Annotated in this window: 15 protein-coding genes; 7 read left to right on the forward strand and 8 right to left on the reverse strand. The window is 61.4% G+C overall.

The annotated features are described in order from the left end of the window. Positions 1-34 precede the first annotated feature (34 nt). The 4 genes from KUV46_06750 to KUV46_06765 are packed head-to-tail and all read right to left on the reverse strand — an operon-like array spanning position 35 to position 5,282. Positions 35-475 carry a TerB family tellurite resistance protein gene (locus tag KUV46_06750; protein QYJ02083.1) on the reverse strand — a complete coding sequence of 147 codons (441 nt, stop codon included), beginning with the start codon at positions 473-475 and terminating at the stop codon, positions 35-37. Next, a complete protein-coding gene (locus KUV46_06755; GenBank protein ID QYJ02368.1) occupies positions 468-767 on the reverse strand; it encodes an RNA-binding S4 domain-containing protein in 300 nt (99 codons plus the stop codon). Before KUV46_06755 ends, KUV46_06750 begins: the two co-directional genes overlap by 8 nt. Next, on the reverse strand, positions 764-3,511 hold the full coding sequence (locus tag KUV46_06760; GenBank protein QYJ02084.1) for a hypothetical protein: 2,748 nt from the start codon (positions 3,509-3,511) through the stop codon (positions 764-766). Before KUV46_06760 ends, KUV46_06755 begins: the two co-directional genes overlap by 4 nt. Before the next feature lie 49 nt (positions 3,512-3,560). Beyond that, positions 3,561-5,282, reverse strand: coding sequence for a glycosyltransferase family 39 protein (locus tag KUV46_06765; GenBank protein ID QYJ02085.1), 1,722 nt, complete (start codon positions 5,280-5,282; stop codon positions 3,561-3,563). 222 nt (positions 5,283-5,504) lie between these two features. On the opposite strand from KUV46_06765, the gene KUV46_06770 reads away from it, so the two are divergent. The 3 genes from KUV46_06770 to aguB all read left to right on the forward strand — a co-directional run bounded on the left by KUV46_06770 (position 5,505) and on the right by aguB (position 10,535). Beyond that, positions 5,505-8,603: a carboxypeptidase regulatory-like domain-containing protein gene (locus tag KUV46_06770; protein ID QYJ02086.1), complete on the forward strand. Its 3,099-nt coding sequence runs from the start codon at positions 5,505-5,507 to the stop codon at positions 8,601-8,603. A gap of 85 nt (positions 8,604-8,688) precedes the next feature. Beyond that, complete coding sequence (locus KUV46_06775) at positions 8,689-9,696, forward strand: agmatine deiminase family protein (protein QYJ02087.1); 1,008 nt, start codon at positions 8,689-8,691, stop codon at positions 9,694-9,696. Further along, on the forward strand, positions 9,693-10,535 hold the full coding sequence (gene aguB / locus KUV46_06780) for an N-carbamoylputrescine amidase (GenBank protein QYJ02088.1): 843 nt from the start codon (positions 9,693-9,695) through the stop codon (positions 10,533-10,535). The genes KUV46_06775 and aguB overlap by 4 nt, the downstream gene beginning before the upstream one ends. Here the strand turns inward: aguB and KUV46_06785 are convergent. After that, a complete protein-coding gene (locus KUV46_06785) occupies positions 10,517-11,407 on the reverse strand; it encodes a hypothetical protein (GenBank protein QYJ02089.1) in 891 nt (296 codons plus the stop codon). The genes aguB and KUV46_06785 overlap by 19 nt on opposite strands. Positions 11,408-11,511: 104 nt before the next feature. On the opposite strand from KUV46_06785, the gene KUV46_06790 reads away from it, so the two are divergent. Continuing rightward, the gene (locus KUV46_06790; protein ID QYJ02090.1) at positions 11,512-12,543 is read left to right on the forward strand and encodes a putative zinc-binding peptidase; all 1,032 of its coding nucleotides are present in this window, start codon (positions 11,512-11,514) and stop codon (positions 12,541-12,543) included. A 17-nt stretch (positions 12,544-12,560) separates the two neighbouring features. After that, positions 12,561-13,988: a dihydrolipoyl dehydrogenase gene (locus tag KUV46_06795; GenBank protein QYJ02369.1), complete on the forward strand. Its 1,428-nt coding sequence runs from the start codon at positions 12,561-12,563 to the stop codon at positions 13,986-13,988. A gap of 79 nt (positions 13,989-14,067) precedes the next feature. Here KUV46_06795 and KUV46_06800 read toward each other — a convergent pair whose 3' ends face one another. Continuing rightward, on the reverse strand, positions 14,068-14,691 hold the full coding sequence (locus KUV46_06800; protein ID QYJ02091.1) for a hypothetical protein: 624 nt from the start codon (positions 14,689-14,691) through the stop codon (positions 14,068-14,070). A 146-nt stretch (positions 14,692-14,837) separates the two neighbouring features. Between KUV46_06800 and murI the strand changes: the two genes are divergently transcribed. Together murI and KUV46_06810 are read left to right on the forward strand one after the other, a co-directional pair. Next, on the forward strand, positions 14,838-15,698 hold the full coding sequence (gene murI, locus KUV46_06805) for a glutamate racemase (protein QYJ02092.1): 861 nt from the start codon (positions 14,838-14,840) through the stop codon (positions 15,696-15,698). A gap of 78 nt (positions 15,699-15,776) precedes the next feature. Further along, positions 15,777-16,871, forward strand: a complete 1,095-nt coding sequence (locus KUV46_06810) for a substrate-binding domain-containing protein (protein QYJ02093.1) — start codon at positions 15,777-15,779, stop codon at positions 16,869-16,871. Here the strand turns inward: KUV46_06810 and KUV46_06815 are convergent. Further along, entirely contained in the window at positions 16,868-17,749 is an 882-nt protein-coding gene (locus KUV46_06815; protein QYJ02094.1) for a phosphotransferase, read from the reverse strand. The genes KUV46_06810 and KUV46_06815 overlap by 4 nt on opposite strands. Continuing rightward, entirely contained in the window at positions 17,746-18,852 is a 1,107-nt protein-coding gene (locus KUV46_06820) for a glycosyltransferase family 1 protein (protein ID QYJ02095.1), read from the reverse strand. The genes KUV46_06815 and KUV46_06820 overlap by 4 nt, the downstream gene beginning before the upstream one ends. Between the last annotated feature and the right edge of the window lie 92 nt (positions 18,853-18,944).

Genomic DNA, 18,944 nt, shown 5'->3' on the forward strand with positions numbered 1-18,944 from the left:
GGCATTTGGCGATGAAGACGCCTTAAGTCAATCGTCAGAGGTGACGCGTCTCAGCCCGGCGGCGCGCCTGATTGCGGCGAACATCATCGACATGAAGCAGGCTGGCGACATGCCGGATGAAAGCGCCCTCGAACTTGCAGGCCGCGCCATCGGCGAGTGAGACGAGGTAAAGCCCCTCAATTATCTTCACGCGCTTGAGAAGCGGCAGCTTCTTCACATGCTTGGTGAACTGGTGTGAGCCAACAGAGTTTTCGGCGAGATCCTCACCTTGCTCCATGACTTCATCGACGCGTTCAGCATCCAGGCCGAGGCTGTCGAGCAGAATTTCTGCGATCTGGTCGCTTTCAAGATTGGCATAGACACCATCGACCAGCGCGACTTCGACGAGCAGGGCAGCCGTGGCGACCTCGGGGTCGATCTCACGCGGCTGGGCAGGGGCCCGCTTTGAAAACAAGTTCTTCAGCGCATCAAGCATCGTGGCGCTCCTGATCGTTTATGGCGAGATCCTCATAGAGCTCGCGCGCCTCGCTGGCCGGTCCGCGGCGCTCTCCATGATCAAGCACCCGGACGCTGACTATTTGGCCACCTCTGGGAAAACTTACAATATCTCCCGGCAGGATACGAAAGCCGGGTTTGGTCACTTTGCGCAACTGTCCGTTCCGGGAGAGGCGTACGCCCTTGCCGGTGACATGGGCTGTGGCGAGCGCACGCGTCTTGAAGAAACGTGCCCGCCAGAGCCAGATATCAAGGCGCAGTTCTTCGCTTATGACTTGTTCTCCGGCGTGTCGTTATCGGCCGCAGGCGTATCGGTCGCTGGAGGCGTTGCCTGCTTGCCCGCATCCTGATTGGCATTTCCATCAGCCTTGGCCGGTTTTGGCTTTTTCTTCTTCGGTTTTGGCTTCGGAGCCGGCGGCGGAGGGGGCAGCAGGCTGGCGAGCGCTGCGAACGGGCTGTCCGGATCCGGCTGGCGTGGCGCGGGGCGCCCGCCGCCTCTTTGCGGACGGCCTTTTGGGCTGCCGGACTTTGCATGCTTGGGCGGACCGCCCTTGCCCTTTGGACCAGATTGCGGGCGCTTGCCGCGCGGCGGGCCGTCCTGACGATTGCGGGACAGGTAGCGCCAGAGCGTGACCGCGCCGGTCTCAGGATCTTTCTCGGCCGGGGCGAGGCCAAAGCCTTTCACGACGGCTGGAAACTCATCGCCCGGACAGGAGATGACAGAGGCCAGCTCTGCCGGGAGCTCAAATGCGGGCTTGTCGGCTTCCTTGCGGCGCTTGGAGATTTCCCAGCCAAGGCGTTCTGCAAGATCTGCGCGAACGGCGCGCTTGCCAAAGCGCAGATAGCCTTGGGCGTGCAGCTCTGCATCGTCCCATTCGCCGTCGAGCTCGAAGGAGCCTGCGCCTTCCGGGGCGACACGGCGGCCTTTGCCTGACTGGCTGGCCTGAAGGATGGCGATCATGCGCTGGGCGGCAGGTTTCTGGGCGTCCGGCACATGGGCGGCAACCCGGCCCGTACGCAGCCCTGCGGTTTTCAGCGCATCGCGTTCTTCCTTGGAGACGTGCGGCGGGGGCGACTCTTCGCGAAGGTCGATGGCCGCGCCGCTTTCGAGGAGGCGGAAAGCAAGACCGCGCGCCATGCCCTGAAGTTCTGTGCCGGTTTCGCCAAGCTTGAGCTTTGCGTGGGTTGGCAGCACGCGCTTCATTTCCTCGCCGAGCCATTCGTCGACGCGCTTGAGGGCGGCTTCACGACGGTGGGTTTCGGTGTCCTCGGCGCCAATCAGCTCAAGACGGGGCGCAAGCCAGTCCGGGCCGGGCTTCAGGCGGGCAATCTCCTCACCTTTCCAGGTGATGGTGCCGCTGTCGGCAAGGGCGAAGGCTTCGGCAGGTGCGCCGGCAATCTCTCCCAGTCTTTCGGCAAGGATCGGGCCCAGCGCGGAAACGGCAGCAGAGCGCACAGCCTTGCCTTCCAGCGTCTTCGCCGTGGAGGCGGGTTCAAAGTGGAGACCGACGAGGCGGCCAACAACATGACCTTCGACGGTGACTTCTCCGGTGTCAGACAGTTCAGTCAAAAGCAGATCTTCCCTTTTCAGTCCGGCAAGCAGGGCCGTGGTGCGCCTGTCTACAAAGCGCAATGTCAACGCAGCGTGAAGCGCATCCGACAGCCTGTCTTCTATTTCCCGCGTCTTCTCACGCCAATAGGCCGGGTTTTCCAGCCAGTCCTCACGATGGGCGGCATAGGTCCACGTCCGGATCATGGCAAGCCTGTGCTGAAGGCTGGAGATGTCAGGGACGTTGGCTTCGAGGTTGTCGAGACGCTTTTCCATGGCGACATCGCCGAGCCGCGCATCGGGGTCTGCGAGTGTTTCCGCGAGACCGAGGACCAGCCGCCCATGGCCCTCATGACCTGATTTACGAAAGTCCGGCAGGCGGGCGAGATCCCAGAGACGGCGGACCTTGCGCTCGCCGCGGACTTCAGGGCCGATCGCTTCGTCTTCGGCCATACGGCGCAGCACCCATTCATCCAGCGCATGCGGGTTCTGGCGCAGGACTGGATGCCCGGAAGGCCGCGCGAGGCTGGCGATCAGCGTCTTGATGGAGCGATAGTCGAGATTGGAGTTGCGCCATTGAAGCTCATCGACCGGCTCGAACTGGTTCGTCTCGATGGCGTGGACCAGCTCTTCCTCGAAAGGCGGGCAGTCGCCCGTCTCGCCAAACTCGCCGTCAGTACGAAAACGCCCGGCGCGCCCTGCAATTTGCGCGGCTTCTGCGGCCGACAGCCAGCGATTGCGGCGTCCATCGAACTTTGAGCGCGCGGCAAAAGCGATCCGCTCCACGTCGAGATTGAGGCCCATACCGATCGCGTCGGTCGCGACGAGATAGTCGACTTCGCCAGACTGATAGAGCGCGACCTGCGCGTTGCGGGTGCGCGGACTGAGCGCGCCCATGACGATGGCGGCCCCGCCCTTCTGGCGCTTCAGAAGCTCGCCAATGGCGTAGACCTGCTCAGTTGAGAAGGCGACGACGGCAGAGCGCTTGGGCAGCTTGGTGATCTTTGTCGGGCCAGCATAGTGAAGCTGCGAGAAGCGCTCTCTCGTATTGGTGTCCACATCGAGATCGAGGTCTCGCAGGACGCCGCGCATGGTCTCTGCGCCAAGCAGGAGCGTTTCCTGTGTGCCGCGCGCATGGAGAATGCGGTCAGTGAAGACGTGGCCGCGATCCTCGTCACCTGCGAGCTGAATCTCGTCGACGGCGAGGAATTCGACCCGCTTGTGGACCGGCATGGATTCCACGGTACAGACCCAGTAGCGCGCGGTGGGTGGCTCGATGCGCTCTTCGCCCGTGATGAGCGCAACGGCGCGCTCGCCCTTTGCCTTGACGACCCGGTCATAGACTTCGCGCGCAAGCAGGCGCAGCGGCAGGCCGATCATGCCGCTTGCGTGGCCCATCATACGCTCAATGGCGTAGTGCGTCTTGCCGGTATTGGTCGGGCCGAGGACGGCCTTCAGGGTGCCCATGTCAGTGCAACTGCCAGAAAAGCGGGAGGGGGTTCAAGCGAAGGTGCGCCTAATTCTGCGCAGGGCAAGGCGGGGGCGCATCCATCGTCTCGTCCTCGAAGCGGTCGACCCAGTCGCCTGTGCGGGGCAGAGGGTCAAAGCCGGAGGCGCGGTAGAGGACAAGCTCCCGCTGGAGGGGGCAGCCATTCGAGCGCTCGCCGAGGTCGACGCTGACGGAGCCGACCCGCTCGAAGGTCTCGAAGTCGGCCGCGATGGCGGGGCGGCGGTTCGGGCGGTAGCTTGCGATCAGAACATCGCCGTCTATGGCGGCGGTAAGCGGTTGCTGTTCTGCAAAGCTGTGCGCGCCTTCATTATAGCGCCAGAGGATGAGCGGCGCGTCGATCCGGTCCTTCAGATAGAAGTCGAGGCCGTGCCAGACTTCTCTCTCATCGGTGACGAGGGCGCTTGGCGTGCCGTTCTCTGCTGTAAAGGCGGCAAGCTGGTCTGAGAGTGCATCCCAGCCGCGCGTGCGTTTAAGGGCGTTGTCGAGGTCCAGCGGTCCGGAGATCATGTTGGGGATGATGAGGGCGATCATCATCGCGAGGCCAAGAATGCCGTGCAGGGACAGCCCTGCCCAGAAGAGGCCTTCGGGACGGAAGCGGAAGGCGAAGGCGAAGGCGACAATCCCTGCGGCAACGGCAAGACCGACGGCCAAGCGTGCTGTCAGCGTGAAATCCGGTGCAAGCAGGAAGCCGACCGCTGACAGCGCGGCAATGGTCCACCACAGCCAGCGATTGGCGCGGGCACGGATGAAGAAAATCGCGATCAGGATGGAGGCGGCGGGGTAAGCGGTCGCCGCCCAATTGGCGTGTGCCCGGGACAGGACCGACTGGAAGAGGATGATCGTCAGGACCGGGACGATGAAGGCGCTGAGCCAAAGCTCCTGACGTCCTGTTTCCGGCCGTCTGCTGGCGCGTAGGAAGAAAAGCGCGGCGATCAGGCCAAGGAAGCTGACCGGGCCGAAGACGCCCATCTGGTCTGCGACGAATTTGAGGGCGTTCTCGGGATTGAGCAGGTCGCCGCCAAGATTGGCGTTGTCGACCGTATGACCGACGGTCGCAAAATCATTCGCCGCGTTCCAGACAAGGTGGGGCGTGATGACGACAAGCGTCGCGGCGAGGGCAGCGAGACCTTTAAGAGAGAAGAGGCCCTTGCGGGTCGGCGCGTCAAAGACGGCCGTGAGTGCGATGCCGATGGCAAAATAGATCATCGCGTATTTCGCGAGGAAGCCTGCGCCTACTGCGAGGCCAAGGCCGATGAAGCCCGCCCAGCCAGCTTCGCCCTCGCGCACGCGCCAGAGGAGATAGAGCGCGCAGGCCCAGATCGGCATCAGGACGCCATCCGTCGACAGCACGAATGAAGACAGCCAGACCGCCGGCATGAGCGCGTAGCCAACAGACGCCATGAAGCCGGTCCGGGGACCTACCATGCGGCGACCAAGGAGGAATAGGCACCAGGCCGCGATCGTATGAAGGAAGGCGGCAGGCAGGCGCACCGCCCAGGCAGAATCGCCGAAGATGGCCGTGCTCGTGTGGATGGTCCACGCGATCAAGGGCGGCTTTGAGTAATAGCCCCAGTCCAGCGTCTGTCCCCAGCGCCAGTACTGGGCTTCATCCGCATAGAGTTCCAGCGGGGTCAGAAGGACGCTCAGCATACGCAATGCCAGAAGCCCGATAAGAATCAGGGCTGTGAGCCGGGCATAGCCAGTCTGGTGTGCGTCGGTGCGGGTCATCTCTGTTTGCTGCTAGCGCGGAGTTTCCCCGAAGGCCAGCGCCAGAGGTGATGTGTGTCTTTTTTGCACGCTTCCGAAACGGAATGCTGCAGCGCACAGCTCATACTAATGACTGTCACGAAAGAGTTACATAGCAGGAATAGAGGCGCGAGCAATTGAGCTTTGGTCGTGTTCCGTCTGGGGAATTCGGTCAAACCGAGCAACTGAAGAGGGGTTTCTTCAATGTCCAACTGGAAACTAATGTCAGGTGTGGCAGCGGCTACACTTTTCACCGCGGCGATCGTCGCACCTGCCGAAGCGCAGGTCACGACGTCTGGCGTTCGCGGCCAAGTCACCGACGCAGCTGGCGCACCGATCGTCGGCGCTGACGTCATCGTCACCGATCCGGAAACCGGCCTCGTCCGGACGACCACCACGACGAGCACCGGTAGCTACGTTCTGCGCAACCTTCCGGTTGGCAACTCCTACACCGTCGAAATTCTCGCGACCGACTTCCAGGGCCGCGCGGTCGAGGACGTCGCTCTTTCGCTCGGCGACCAAGCTGAAGTGAACTTCACGCTCGACGAAGGCAACCGCACGATGGACACGGTCATCGTGACCGCTTCGACGGCAGACCTCGCCCAGGTCGCAATCGGCCCATCGGCCACCTTTGGCGCCGAAGTGCTCAACAACGCACCAGCGATCAACCGCAACATCACCGACATCCTGCGCCTCGACCCGCGCGTCTATGTCGACGAGTCCCGCGGCGACATCAACGGCGTACAGTGTGGCGGCAAGAACTCCCGCTTCAACTCGCTGACCGTCGACGGCGTTCGCCTGAACGACAATTTCGGTCTGAACTCGAACGGCTACCCAACCGAGCGCATTCCATTCTCCTACGACGCGATCGACCAGGTCTCCATCGAGCTTGCACCGTTCGACGTCCAGTATGGCGGCTTCTCGGCCTGTAACATCAACGCTGTGACCAAGTCGGGCTCCAACGAGTTCGAAGGCTACGCGTTCGCCGACTACACGAATGACGGTCTTCGCGGCGACAGCCTCGAAGGCGACGACATCACCACCGGTGAATATGACGAATACCGCTACGGTTTCGGCATCGGCGGCCCGATCCTCAAGGATCGCCTCTTCTTCTTCGCAGCTTATGAGAAGCTCGAAGGCGTGAACCTGTTCGACCGCGGCCCACTCGGCTCGGGTGCAGTGAACGAAGTCAACATCACGCAGGCTGAAGTCGACGAGATCCGCAATATCGCGCTCAATCTCTACGACTACGACCCAGGTGAGATCCCGACCAGCTTCGACAACGAAGACGAAAAGATCCTCGTCAAGCTCGACTGGAACATCAACAACAACCACCGCGCGACGTTCACCTATAACTGGAACGACGGTTTCAACATCGTCGCTTCGGATGGTGACCTTTCCGAACTCGAATTCTCCAACCACCTCTATGAGCGCGGTGCAGAACTCGAAGCCTATGTCGGCTCGCTCTACTCTGACTGGACGCCGAACTTCTCGACCGAAATCCGTATCGGTTACTCCGAACTGGCGAACCGTCAGAACTCTCTCGGCGGCACTGACTTCGGTGAGATCACGATCGAAACCGACGACGTCGACGTCTATATCGGCGGCGACGACTCGCGTCAGTCGAACGTCCTGAACTACGACACGCTGGCCATCGCGCTGAAGGGTTTCTACACGATCGGCAACCACAACCTGTCGTTCGGCTATGAGCAGGAAGCACTCGACGTGTTCAACCTGTTCGTCCAGCACACCGAAACCGAGATCGACTTCGACCGGTCCAGCGGCGCTGCCAATGCTGGCACCCTGCCGACGGGCTTCGATCCAGCGATCGAGAACTTCCGCGCCGGTTTTGCTGACAACATCAACTACAACAACGCACCATCCGGTAATCCGGAAGATGCGGCTGCTGACTGGGGCTATGAGGTTCACACCGTCTATGCCCAGGACGAGTATGATTTCGGCAACGGCCTGGTCGTGACCGGTGGTCTTCGTTACGACTACTACACCACGGACGATGCGCCAGAAACGAACTTCGACTTCCTGGCAGACTACGGTTTCTCGAACAACCAGACCCTCGACGGCAAAGGCCTTCTCCAGCCACGTCTCGGCTTCACGCTTGACGCGACCGACACGCTCGACCTTCGCGGCGGTGTCGGCATCTACTCCGGCGGCAACCCGAACGTCTGGCTGTCCAACACCTACTCGGCGAACAACGTTCTCCAGTTCGGTGCAGACGGCGGTTCATTCGGCCTCGAGCAGAACGGTGGCCCGTCCATCTTCAACATCCCTTACACCATGTGTGAGGCTGGCGTCCCAACCGGCCCAGGCTACTGTGTGCCACAGGTCATGGCTGACGCCGTTGCTGCTGGCCAGGGTTCGAACTTCGAGATCAACTACCTCGATCCAGACTTCGAAATCCCATACGAGTGGAAGTGGGCTCTTGGCGCGACCAAGTTCATCGACATCCCAGCTCTTGGCGGCGAGTATGTCGTTTCTGGCGACATCCTCTACACGGTTGGCCAGGACCGCGCTGTCTGGATCCGTGGTGACCTGGAGCAAACGGGCGTTACCCAAGGACCGGATGGGGCAACCTACCCGACCTACTCCAGCGTTCGCGAACCAGCATTCGTGCTGACCAACTCTGACTCGTCCCCGAACTCCCTGCTCGTTTCGGCTTCTATCGCCAAAGAGTATGACTTCGGTCTCGACTGGTCGTTCGGTTACGCCTACTCGGACGCTGAAGACGTTCACCCGATGACTTCTTCGGTTGCGTTCTCGAACTATGTGAACCGTGCTTTCACCGACCCGCAAAACGTGTCGGCAGCTCGCTCGGACTACAATATCGAGCACCGCTTCACGGCTCTTATGAACTATGAGCGCGCCTTCTTCGGCGACAACGTCACGCGCTTCACGGCCTTCGGCCAGGCAAACTCCGGTGCGCCGTACAGCCTGACCATCGACGCAGATCCGAACTCGATCACGGGCTTCACCCCGTTCCTCGAAGGCAACCCGTTCATTGCGCTCGGCCAAGAGCGTAACGGCGAAGACGGTTCGTGGTGGGGCAAGGTCGACATCAAGGTTGAGCAAGAGTTCACGCTCTTCAACGACCATGTCGCTTCTGGTTTTGTTGTCATCGACAACTTCACCAACCTGCTGAACGACGAATGGGGCGTCCTGCGTCAGCGCGGCTTCCCGGCCCAGTGCACCGTGGATGCATCCGGTCAGCCGACCGAGCGTTGCGAAGCCCGTATCGGCGACGCATCGCGCTACGAAATCCGCTTCGGCCTGCGCTACGAATTCTAAGCGCTCCGAAAGGAACATCATTGAAAGGGCGGCTCCATGCGGGCCGCCCTTTTTCTTTGGGGCAACCTGTGGCAAATCGCGGCCCATGACCGACACGACAATTGCATTCACCCCGGCCGAATGGGCGCCCCAGTCTGCGATATGGGCTGGCTGGCCACATCTGAAGGATGCCTGGGCCGAGGATTATGAGGGCGCGCAGCGAGAGATTGCCGCGCTGATTGCTGCGCTGGCACCTGTCGTGCGTGTCAAACTCGTCATTGGCGACCCGGCCTCGCGCGCTGAAGCGGCGGACCTTGTTGGTGAGAAGGCCGAGATGTTCGACGCGCCGATGGGCGACATCTGGCTGCGCGATATCGGTCCTGTTTTCGTGAAGTATCTGAACCGCCTCGAAGGGCTCGGTTTCGAGTTCAATGGCTGGGGCGGCAAGTATGAGCTGGAAGGCGACAGCGAGACGGCGGCGGCAATCGCGCGGCTCGAGGGTCATCCGCTGAAGCGCCTGCCTTTCGTTCTGGAAGGCGGCGCTGTCGAGCAGGATGGCGAGGGCGTCCTGATCACGACGCGTCAATGCGTTCTCAATCCCAATCGCAATCCGGGCTGGAGCCAGGAGAAGGCTGAGGAGAACCTCAAGCTCGCCTTCAATGCGCAGCGTATCGTCTGGCTGGGCGACGGTCTGCTCGGTGACCACACTGATGGTCATGTCGACAATATCGCGCGCTTTATCGCGCCGGGGCATGTCGTCTGCCAGACCCCATCGGGCGATGATGACCCGAACGCCGCCGTCCTGCGCGAGATTAAAGACACGCTGCGCGCCGCAGAGCTTCAGGTGTCGACCATCCCGTCCCCGGGCCGTATCCTCGACGAGGATGGCGAGATCATGCCCGCGAGCCATATGAATTTCCTGATTTCGAACGGCCGGGTGATCCTGCCGGTCTATGAGGATGAGCATTCAAAGCTCGCCGAAGCAGAGCTGCAGGCGCTGATGCCCGAGCATGAAGTTATCGCCCTGCCATCGCGCCACATCCTGTCTGGCGGTGGCAGCTTCCACTGCATGACCCAGCAGGTCCCCCAAACTGACGGAGGTCTTTCGACATGAGCCGAACCGTAAAAGTCGCGGCCCTGCAGGCCTCGTTCAGCAAGGACATGCAGACCAATATCGACAAGGTGAAAGAGCTGGTGCGGGACGCGGCCGCCAAGGGCGCAGAGATCATCCTGCCGTCAGAGCTCTTCTGCGACCATTATTTCTGCAAGGTGCAGGACGAGAAGTTCTTCGCCACGGCCTATCCGTGGGCAGAGCATCCAGCGGTGGAGCAGCTGTCAGAGCTCGCGAAAGAGCTCGGCGTCGTCATCCCGGTCTCGATTTATGAGAAAGACGGGCCGGAGTATTATAATTCCATCGTCATCATTGATGCGGACGGCACGCCGCTGGGCGTCTATCGAAAATCCCACATTCCAGATGGCCCGGGCTATATGGAGAAGTTCTACTTCCGCCCCGGCAATACCGGTTTCCGCGTCTGGGACACGATGAAGGGCCGTATCGGCGTTGGCATTTGCTGGGACCAGTGGTTCCCGGAAGCTGCGCGCGCCATGGCGCTGATGGGGGCGGACGTTCTCTTCTACCCGACGGCCATCGGTTCTGAGCCGCATGATGACAGCCTTGATACCGCCGCGCGCTGGCGCCGGGCCATGCAGGGACATGCGGTTTCCAATGTGATCCCGGTCGTTGCGGCGAACCGCACAGGCGATGAGGAAGGCCAGACTTTCTATGGCACGAGCTTTATCGCAGACCATGCCGGCGAGATCGTCGATGAGCTTGGGCGCGGCGAAGAGGGCGTTATCATGGCCGAGTTTGACCTCGATTTCCTCGACCGTCACCGTGCCGCCTGGGGCTTCTTCCGCGACCGCCGGACCGAGCTTTACGACGTGCTGGGCTGATCATCCGGTGTGCGCGCCGACTGGCGCCCATGCCGTGTCAGAATTGCGTGGCGGATGAGTGCCATCACCAGCCCTGCCAGCAGGACACAGCCCGCAACCGAGCCGCGCAGGAGGTCGCTCTGCTGTTCAAGCGACTGGGGCGTGTCGGTGATAGCGAGGTCTGCAAGGCCAAGCCGGTATTGGTAGACGACCATCACGCCAGCAGCGACGCAGATGATGATGGCGAGCAGCGCGCTCAATATGCCTGAGCCCCGCGCGCCGAGGGCGAGGGCGCGGCTTTCCAGAAGGGCGAGACCGGACAGCAGGACGGAGAGGCCGCCTGCATGGAGCCGGGCGACCGACATCCATGTGTCTTCCAGCGACGGGTTTTCCACCAGCCTGTCAGACAGGTGGAGCGAGGCGAAGAGAGCGATCAGTGCCCAGCTGACATAGGCGAAGGACACGAAAGGACTTTCGCCGACGAGGTAGAAGCTGAGCGCCGCAGCAAAGAACAGGAAAGCCGCAAGTGTGATGGCACTTGCCGTGTCGCCTTCGAGCGCGCTGTCGATCATGGAAGCGGGCGCTGATATCAGGCAGAGCAGGTTCACGCCGAGCGTAAGTACGAGGAAGGCGAGCCCTCGTGATGGTAATCTAAACGCGCAGAACAGGAGCGGGATGAGGACTAGCCAGAGATAGGCGAGGGCGGCGAGACCCGCGAAAACCGGCATGGCATGCAGGGTGGAGGAAAACTCGTCGAGGTGCGGCGCGAAGGGAAGGTCGGGCAAGGCTACGCCGAGGGCTGTGCTGAGATAGCCCGCCTGCAGCCATGCTGCCGGTCCAACGAAAACCAGAATTACTGCGCCCCCAAGTATGGCCGGCAGCAGCGCCCTCATACCCAACTGTCTTTACCCATCTCTACACGGCCTAGGCGCGGAACGCCGCAGCACAAACCGGCGTTACAACGTCTGGCAATGTCTGCCAATCTGGATGTCCTCACATGAAACTTTTCAACTGCCCGTGCTGCAAAGGGACTCTCTATTTCAATAATCGTGCCTGCGGATGCGGCGCGGAGGTGGCGTTCGATCCGGAGGCTGAAAAGTTCGAGCAGCTGGATGCCGGATGCGCCAATCGCGAGCAGATCAACTGTAACTGGAAAGCGGCTGACGGGCCGGGGTCGCTCTGCCGCGCCTGTGCGATGACAGAAGTCGTCCCCGACTCGATGGTTATGAAGAATGTCCCACTTTGGGCAGACACAGAGGCGGCCAAGCGGTGGGTGCTGGTCAATCTGGGGCAGTGGGGATGGCTGAAGGCTGGCGACCAAGGGGCGTGGCCGCGCTTCCATCTTCTTTCAGAGGTGACATCGACTGGGCCTGCGCCCGTCACAATGGGTCATGCTGACGGTCTGATCACGATCAATGTCACCGAGGCAGACCCGGCCCAACGGGTCGCGCGGCGGGAAGAGTTGAGCGAGCGCTATCGGACATTGAACGGTCACTTCCGGCATGAGCTTGGCCACTATGTCTTCCTGCGGCTGGTTCAGGATGAGCGGTTCGCATCCGCATTCCGGAGCCTGTTTGGCGATGAGCGCGCAGACTATGGAGCTGCGCTTTCGCGCCATTACGAAAGCGGGCCGCCGCCCGGCTGGCAGGACAATCACATCACGGCCTATGCTTCGAGCCATCCCCACGAGGACTGGGCAGAGACATTCGCCCATCTCGTCCACCTCACCGACATGATCGACAGCGCCAATGCGGCGCACCTGAAGCAGACGGGCGCGGGCGTCGCGGACCCTTATCGGACGAGCGACGGTGACGCCGTCATCAGCGCAGGCGCCAATCTCGGTATTGCGCTCAATCATGTGAACCGGTCGATGGGCCTGTTTGACGTCTATCCGTTCGTGATTGCGCCGACTGTGCGCGACAAGCTGGCTTTTGTGCGCCGCGCTGTGGCGGCAGGACCACCGGAAAAGGCAAAACCCAAGCGCCGCAACTGGAACCCGTTCAGGTCTGCGCCTGTTAGGGCTGGTTGAGGCTAGCGGAGCGTATTCTGGCAGATTTCAATATAGACGTCGCGATTATCGGGGCAGGCACGGCAGGGCTTGCGGCCGAAAGAAAAGCGCGCGCCAGCGGGACGCGGACGCTCCTGATCGATCCCTATTTCTCGGGCACTACCTGCGCCAACGTCGGGTGTATGCCGTCAAAGCTGTTGATCGCGGCGGGAAATGCTGCCCATCACGTTCGCATGGCGGGCGAGTTCGGAATTGAAACAGGGCCGCCCAAGGTCGATGGACCAAAGGTTATGGCGCGCGTGCGCCGACTGCGGGACGATTTCGTCTCTGGCGTGAAGAAACAGATCGCTGACCTGCCAGATGGCGTGACCGTCAAGGCGGCCGCGCGTTTTGCCTCGCCGACCGAACTCGCGCTGGATGATGGCAGGATCGTTGCGGCGAAGGCGATCGTGATTGCGGTGGGGTCTTCGCCTGTGATCCCCCCGCCATTTGAAGATTTGGGCGATGCGGTCATCACGAATGAGAGCCTGTTTGGGCTTAAAGACCTGCCAGGGTCGGTGGGTGTCATCGGGGCCGGGCCGCTTGGACTGGAACTGGCGCAGGCGCTCGCGCGGCTTGGCGTGCATGTTGAGGTGTTTGACAAGAGTGCGCGGCTCGCCGGTCTCGAGGCTGGTGAGCCGGAAAAATCGCTTCGTGAGGCTCTGGCGAAAGAACTGGGCTTTCACCTGGACGTCGAGCCTGAGGCGCGCCGCAACAGTGATGGCGGTGTGACGATCAGCTGGCCCGAAGCTGGCGAGGCAAGGGAAGCGCATTTCGACAAGCTGATGGTGGCTGCTGGCCGCGCGCCTGACCTTGAGGGGCTGAATCTTGAGCAGTCCGGCCTGGAGTTGAACGAGAAGGGCGGTCCTGTTTTCGACGCCGGGACGCTTCAGTGTGGTGCTTCGCCGGTCTTCATCGTCGGCGATGCCAATGGTGAGCGGCCGATCCTGCATGAGGCATCGACGGAAGGTACGATTGCCGGGGCCAACGCCGCTTCCTTTCCGGATACGAAATCCTTTGAGCGCTCAACGCGCCTGCAGATCATGTTTACCGAGCCGAACATGGCCAAGGTCGGCGCTGATCTTGATGAGAACATGGTGGTCGGCAAGGTCGATTTCGCCGATCAGGGCAGGGCGCGCGCGATGGGCGTCAATCAGGGTATCTGTGAGATCTATGCGAAGGCCCAGTGCGGCGCGCTGACCGGAGCAACGCTCGTTGGGCCAGACGCTGAACATCTCGCTCATCTCCTCTGTTGGGAGATCGAGAACGGATCGAAGGCCAGCGACCTCCTCAACAAGCCCTTCTACCACCCGACGCTGGAAGAGGGTCTGAAGACGGCGCTGAAGCAGATCTGCAAGGATGTAGGATTGCCAAAGCCGGACTCGCGCGATGATGCGGAGCTTCCGGGTGATTTTGGGTCTGATTAGAGAAATAGCCCATAGAAACGAAAAGCGCGGCGCCTGAGGTCAGGGCCGCGCTTTTGATGTCTATCCGGTGGCTAGCGTCCTAGTGCAGCGCGCCATTGGATGAGAATTTCTGGGCCTGCTCTATCCACTGCTCGCGCGCGACGCGGCCCTTGAAAGACAGGTATTCGTCGATCCAGCTAGCTTCGTCAGCTTCCCAATTCGCAATCTGTTTGAAGTGGAAGATGCCAAGCTCATTCAGCGTCTTTGAAAGCTTTGGTCCGATGCCCTTGATGCGCGTCAGATCGTCGGCTTCGCCTTCGGGCGCGGTCAGGGCTGTTGGCTGGCGGAAGGCTGCTTCGGCGGCCTTGGCGACTGCGGCCGGTGCCATTTGCGGGGTCGGCACGTAAGGCGCGCCCGTGTCGCGGCGCAGCCGGTCAAACCAGTCGGTCATCATGTCGCCCGGCACGGTTTGTGGCCAACGCATCCATGCTGGCATCGCCTCGATCAGCTTGGCGGCATGTTCCCAGTGCTGCAGGTTGAGGTCGGCGAGTTTGCGGAAAAGGTCGCGCGTTGCGGCTTCCGGTGCGGCTTCGCCTGAGCCCGGCTTCATTGACATCATCGCGTCCATCCAGGCCTCACCGGCGCTCTGGCTGAGGTCGCGCCATGCGGAGACAGACTCCGTCCAGAGTTCAAGCGGGTTCGGCCTTGTCGTCTCTGTGGTCATGGGTTTGTCCTTTATGCTGCGGTGCAACATACGCCTGTTTTCACCCTTTTTCAAGCGAGCTGCCCTAGGGCGAGGTCTGCAGTACGCGGAACCGGCATGTTCACGCAGGGGCCGCACCGCGATATGAAAGCTCGACGGGAGACGGGATGACGACGCCAGACCAGTCCATGACGCAGGAAATGCGAGACGCGCAGGGGCGCGTGCTGGTCTTTGATTCAGGCATGGGCGGGCTGACCGTGGCACGGGAAATCTGCCAGATGGCCCCTGCGCTGAAGGTCGACTATGCCGCCGATACTGGCTTCTTCCCTTATGGCGACAAGAGTGATGAAGCGCTGCGCGCGCGCCTGCCTGAAGTGGCAGAGGCGCTGGTGCGGGAAGCGCAGCCCGATGTGTTTGTCATTGCCTGTAACACGGCGAGCACGCTGGCGCTGGATGAAGTCCGCGCGCGCCTCGACATTCCGGTGGTCGGGACGGTACCGGCGATCAAGCCTGCCGCATCCCTTACAAGAACTGGCGTCATCGGCTTGCTCGCGACACCGGGCACGATCCGCCGTGCCTATACCGCGAAACTGATCGAGAATTTCGCGAGTGAGATCACCGTGATCCTGCATGGCAGCGTCGAGCTGGTGCGCCTGGCTGAGGCTTTTGCGGCGGGTGAGACCTATGATGCGGGAGGCTTTACCGCCGCGCTGGCACCGATCTTTGATGCCAAGGATGGCGGCGAGGTTGATACGATCGTGCTCGCCTGTACGCATTTTCCGTTGGTGCGCGCGCAGCTTGCTGCGGCGGCGCCAGACGGTGTCACCTTCATCGATTCCGGTGCAGCGATCGCGCGCCAGACCCTGCGGGTGCTCGAAGGCGCGGCGCCGCAGCCCCTGTCCGGTGAGGCGGGCGGCAGGCTCTACATCACGGATGAGGGCGGCGATCACGGCCGCCTCGTGAAGGTGTGCGCGCGCTTTGGATTTGACCGGGTTTGCCCGCCCGTGCTGCTAGCTGCAGAGAGATGACAGTGGCAGGCATGTGACTGTCACAAAAGCCATATAAACGGTAGCCGACGAAACGATCACTGATTTTAGGACTGCCCCATGCGTACGCTCTTTCTGGCCCTGACTGCAGGCTTGCTCGCGACTGCCTGTGCGCCCGAGACAGACCTTTCCCAGATCGATGCGAGCTCTGGCGAGCTTCAGGTCTTTGCAGCCTCTCCGGATGAAAAGATCAGGATTGTCGGCTCCTCAACGGTCTCGCCATTCTCGACGACGGTTGCCGAACAGTTCGGTGCGGTATCGGAATTCCCGACCCCGATCGTGGAGACGACGGGCACGGGCGGCGGCTTTCAGGCCTTCTGTCAGGGCATTGGCCCTAAGGAGCCTTCAATCAGCAATGCGTCGCGTCCGGTGAAAGCATCCGAGCTTGCCCTCTGCGCACGCCAGGGCGTTACCGAGATCGTCGAAGTGAAGATTGGCTATGACGGGATCGTGCTTGCCAATGCGAAAGGGTCTCCTGTGCTCGACCTCTCAAAGGAAGAGATCTACCGCGCGCTCGCAGAAGAGCTGCCTGATGGCAATGGCGGGTGGGAAGAGAATCCGAACGAGACCTGGAAGGATGTGGCAGATCACCTGCCGGACATGCCGATCCTCGTCTCCGGTCCGCCGCCGACCTCTGGGACCCGCGATGCCTTCGCTGAACTCGCCATGGAAGGCGGGGCAGAGGAAGTGCCAGAGCTTGCCGCGCTGAAGGAAACTGACTCCGATGAGTTCGCTCGCCGCGCCACGACGATCCGCATGGACGGCAAGTGGATCGATTCCGGGGAGAACGACGCAGCTATCGTCCAGACCCTGATGAAGAACCCCGACAGTATCGGCATTATGGGCTTTTCATTCCTCGAGCAGAACCTCGACCGTCTGAAAGGCGCGAGCATTGGCGGTCTTGAGCCGAGCTTCGAGAATATTGCGAGCGGTAATTATGGCATTTCACGCTCCATGTTCTTCTATGTGAAGAAGCAGAATGTGAACCTTGTGCCGGGGCTGACCGACTTCATTTCGGAGTTCACGCAGGAAGACGCCTGGGGCCCGACAGGTTACCTCGTCGAAAAAGGTCTGATCCCGCTTCAGGAAGATGAGCGGGCCGCTGTGCGTGAGCAAGCGTTGGCGCTTGAAACGATGGAAACGCCTGAAAGCTAGACGCTGAACGAGAAGTCTTCGAGCAGTTTCCGGCTGCGTTTCTCTATTGGTGTCTTCGTCCCGCGATAGAAAGCATAGGCGATAACACTGGTCGACAACGCCCAGCCGCGGGCACGCCGCCAGACGGTTTCGCTTATTCCCGAGGCTTGCCAGAACGCATCCTGAGCTGCGCCTTCGAACAGGGTGAAGCCTGCCATCAGGTCTGAGGCCGGGTCGCCGAGGCCAGACAGCCCCCAGTCCAGCACGCCGGAAAGCGCCCCGTCTTTCACCAGAAGATTGCCTGCGTGAAGGTCGCCGTGAATCCATGTCTGGTCCCGGTCGAGGCATGGTGACGCTTCAAGCGCGACCTTCCAGATCGCGGCAAGCGCGATGGCATCAAAATCTTCAGCGACATCGGCAATGGCGCCGCGTGTTGGTGGGTCACGCTGGGCGAGTGGGCAGCCGCGCCAGTGATTGTCGATATTGGGTTCAGCGGCAAAGTCGCGCTTCTGGCCCTGCAGGTCGAGCAGGAAGAGGGCGAGGCGCCTGGCGTCCATTTCGGTGAAGGCGTGGCCGACTGCCTCTGCGCTCTCACCTTCCAGCCAGGAGCAGACCAGCCAGGGCCAGCTCTCAGCTGTGTCTGTCAGCCCGTTGGCGACGAGTTCGGGCGTCTCAAGCGGCAGGTCTTTCAGGCTGCGCATGGCGACCGGTTCACGGTAGGCCAGCGACGGGATCGCTTCATGACGGCGCGCAACGCGAAGCGCATGGTGGTCGCCAATCCTGTAGATAAGATTGTCGGTGCCAGCATTGCGGACACGGGTGAAGGGCTGGGCGGCGAGGTCCGGCACGGACTGGCCCACAAGGCGTTTCAGCGTGTCTATGTCAGGCGGCGTACTCACCCGGCTTTTGTATCGGGTGGGTATTTTTTCTTGCGCCGGCGAAGCCTGATCTTCTGCCAGAAGCGTTTGCGCTCAGGCACAGGCAGCGGATCGAGGTTTTCGATGAAGGCTTCGGCGCAGGCGCGCCAGCTATACCCTTCGGCATAGGTTCGCGTCACCGCCCGGTCGAGATCGAGGCAGGCCTTGCAGGCCTTTTCAAGGTCGTCATCGATGATGCCAGCATTCGAGCCGGGAATGATGTCGCGCGGGCCGGGGGCGTTATAGGCGGCGACCGGTGTGCCGGTGGCCATCGCCTCAAGGATGACGAGGCCGAACGTGTCGGTCAGGCTCGGGAAGCAGAAGACGTCAGCACTTGCAAAACTGGTGGCGAGCTCTTCGTTGAACTTGGCGCCGAGGAATTTCACTTCAGGATAGCGGCGCTTCAGCTCCTGCAGCTGCGGGCCCTCTCCGACGATGACCTTGGTGCCGGGAAGGTCGAGCTCTGCGAATGCCTCGATGTTCTTCTCGACCGCGACGCGGCCGACATTGAGGAAGATAGGACGCGGAAGGCCTTCGAACGGGTCGCCGGGCTGGCCTTCCTCGATACGGCGCGACGGGTGGAAAAGGTCGACATCAACGCCGCGCGTCCATGAGACGACATTGTTGAAGCCGTGCTCTTCAAGCTCTTCGCGCATGGACGGCGTCGCGACCATGACCTTGCCGGAGTATTTGTGAAACCAGCGCACATAGCTATAGCCCCACGATGTCGGCACAGGGAAACGGGCCGAGACATATTCGGGAAAACGCGTGTGGTAGGAGGTCGAAAACGGGTGCTTTTCCTTCAGGCACATCGCGCGGCCGGCAAGACCAAGCGTGCCTTCGGTCGCGATGTGGACCGCGTCCGGCTGGAAGCTTTCGAAGCGTTCGGAAATCTTGTTGCGGGCAAAAAGCGCAAGCTGGATCTCGCTATAGGTCGGAAGCGGCATGGTCAGAAAGTCATCGGCAGGCGAGACCACTTCCCATTCGTGGCCCATCTCCTCGCACTCGGCGATGACACGTTTCATGGTCCGGACGACGCCATTCACCTGTGGTTCCCAGGCGTCTGTGATAAGCATGATGCGCATCTATACTCCTTGCCGCATGGCTGCGTGGTCCCACTTTTAGAGACCTGCAGTCCGGCGTAAACCCGCCTTACGGTTTGCGATAGGATGATCGT

Origin of the sequence: Thalassovita mediterranea (genome assembly GCA_019448215.1) — a bacterium.
In the GTDB taxonomy this organism is placed as follows: domain Bacteria; phylum Pseudomonadota; class Alphaproteobacteria; order Caulobacterales; family Hyphomonadaceae; genus Henriciella.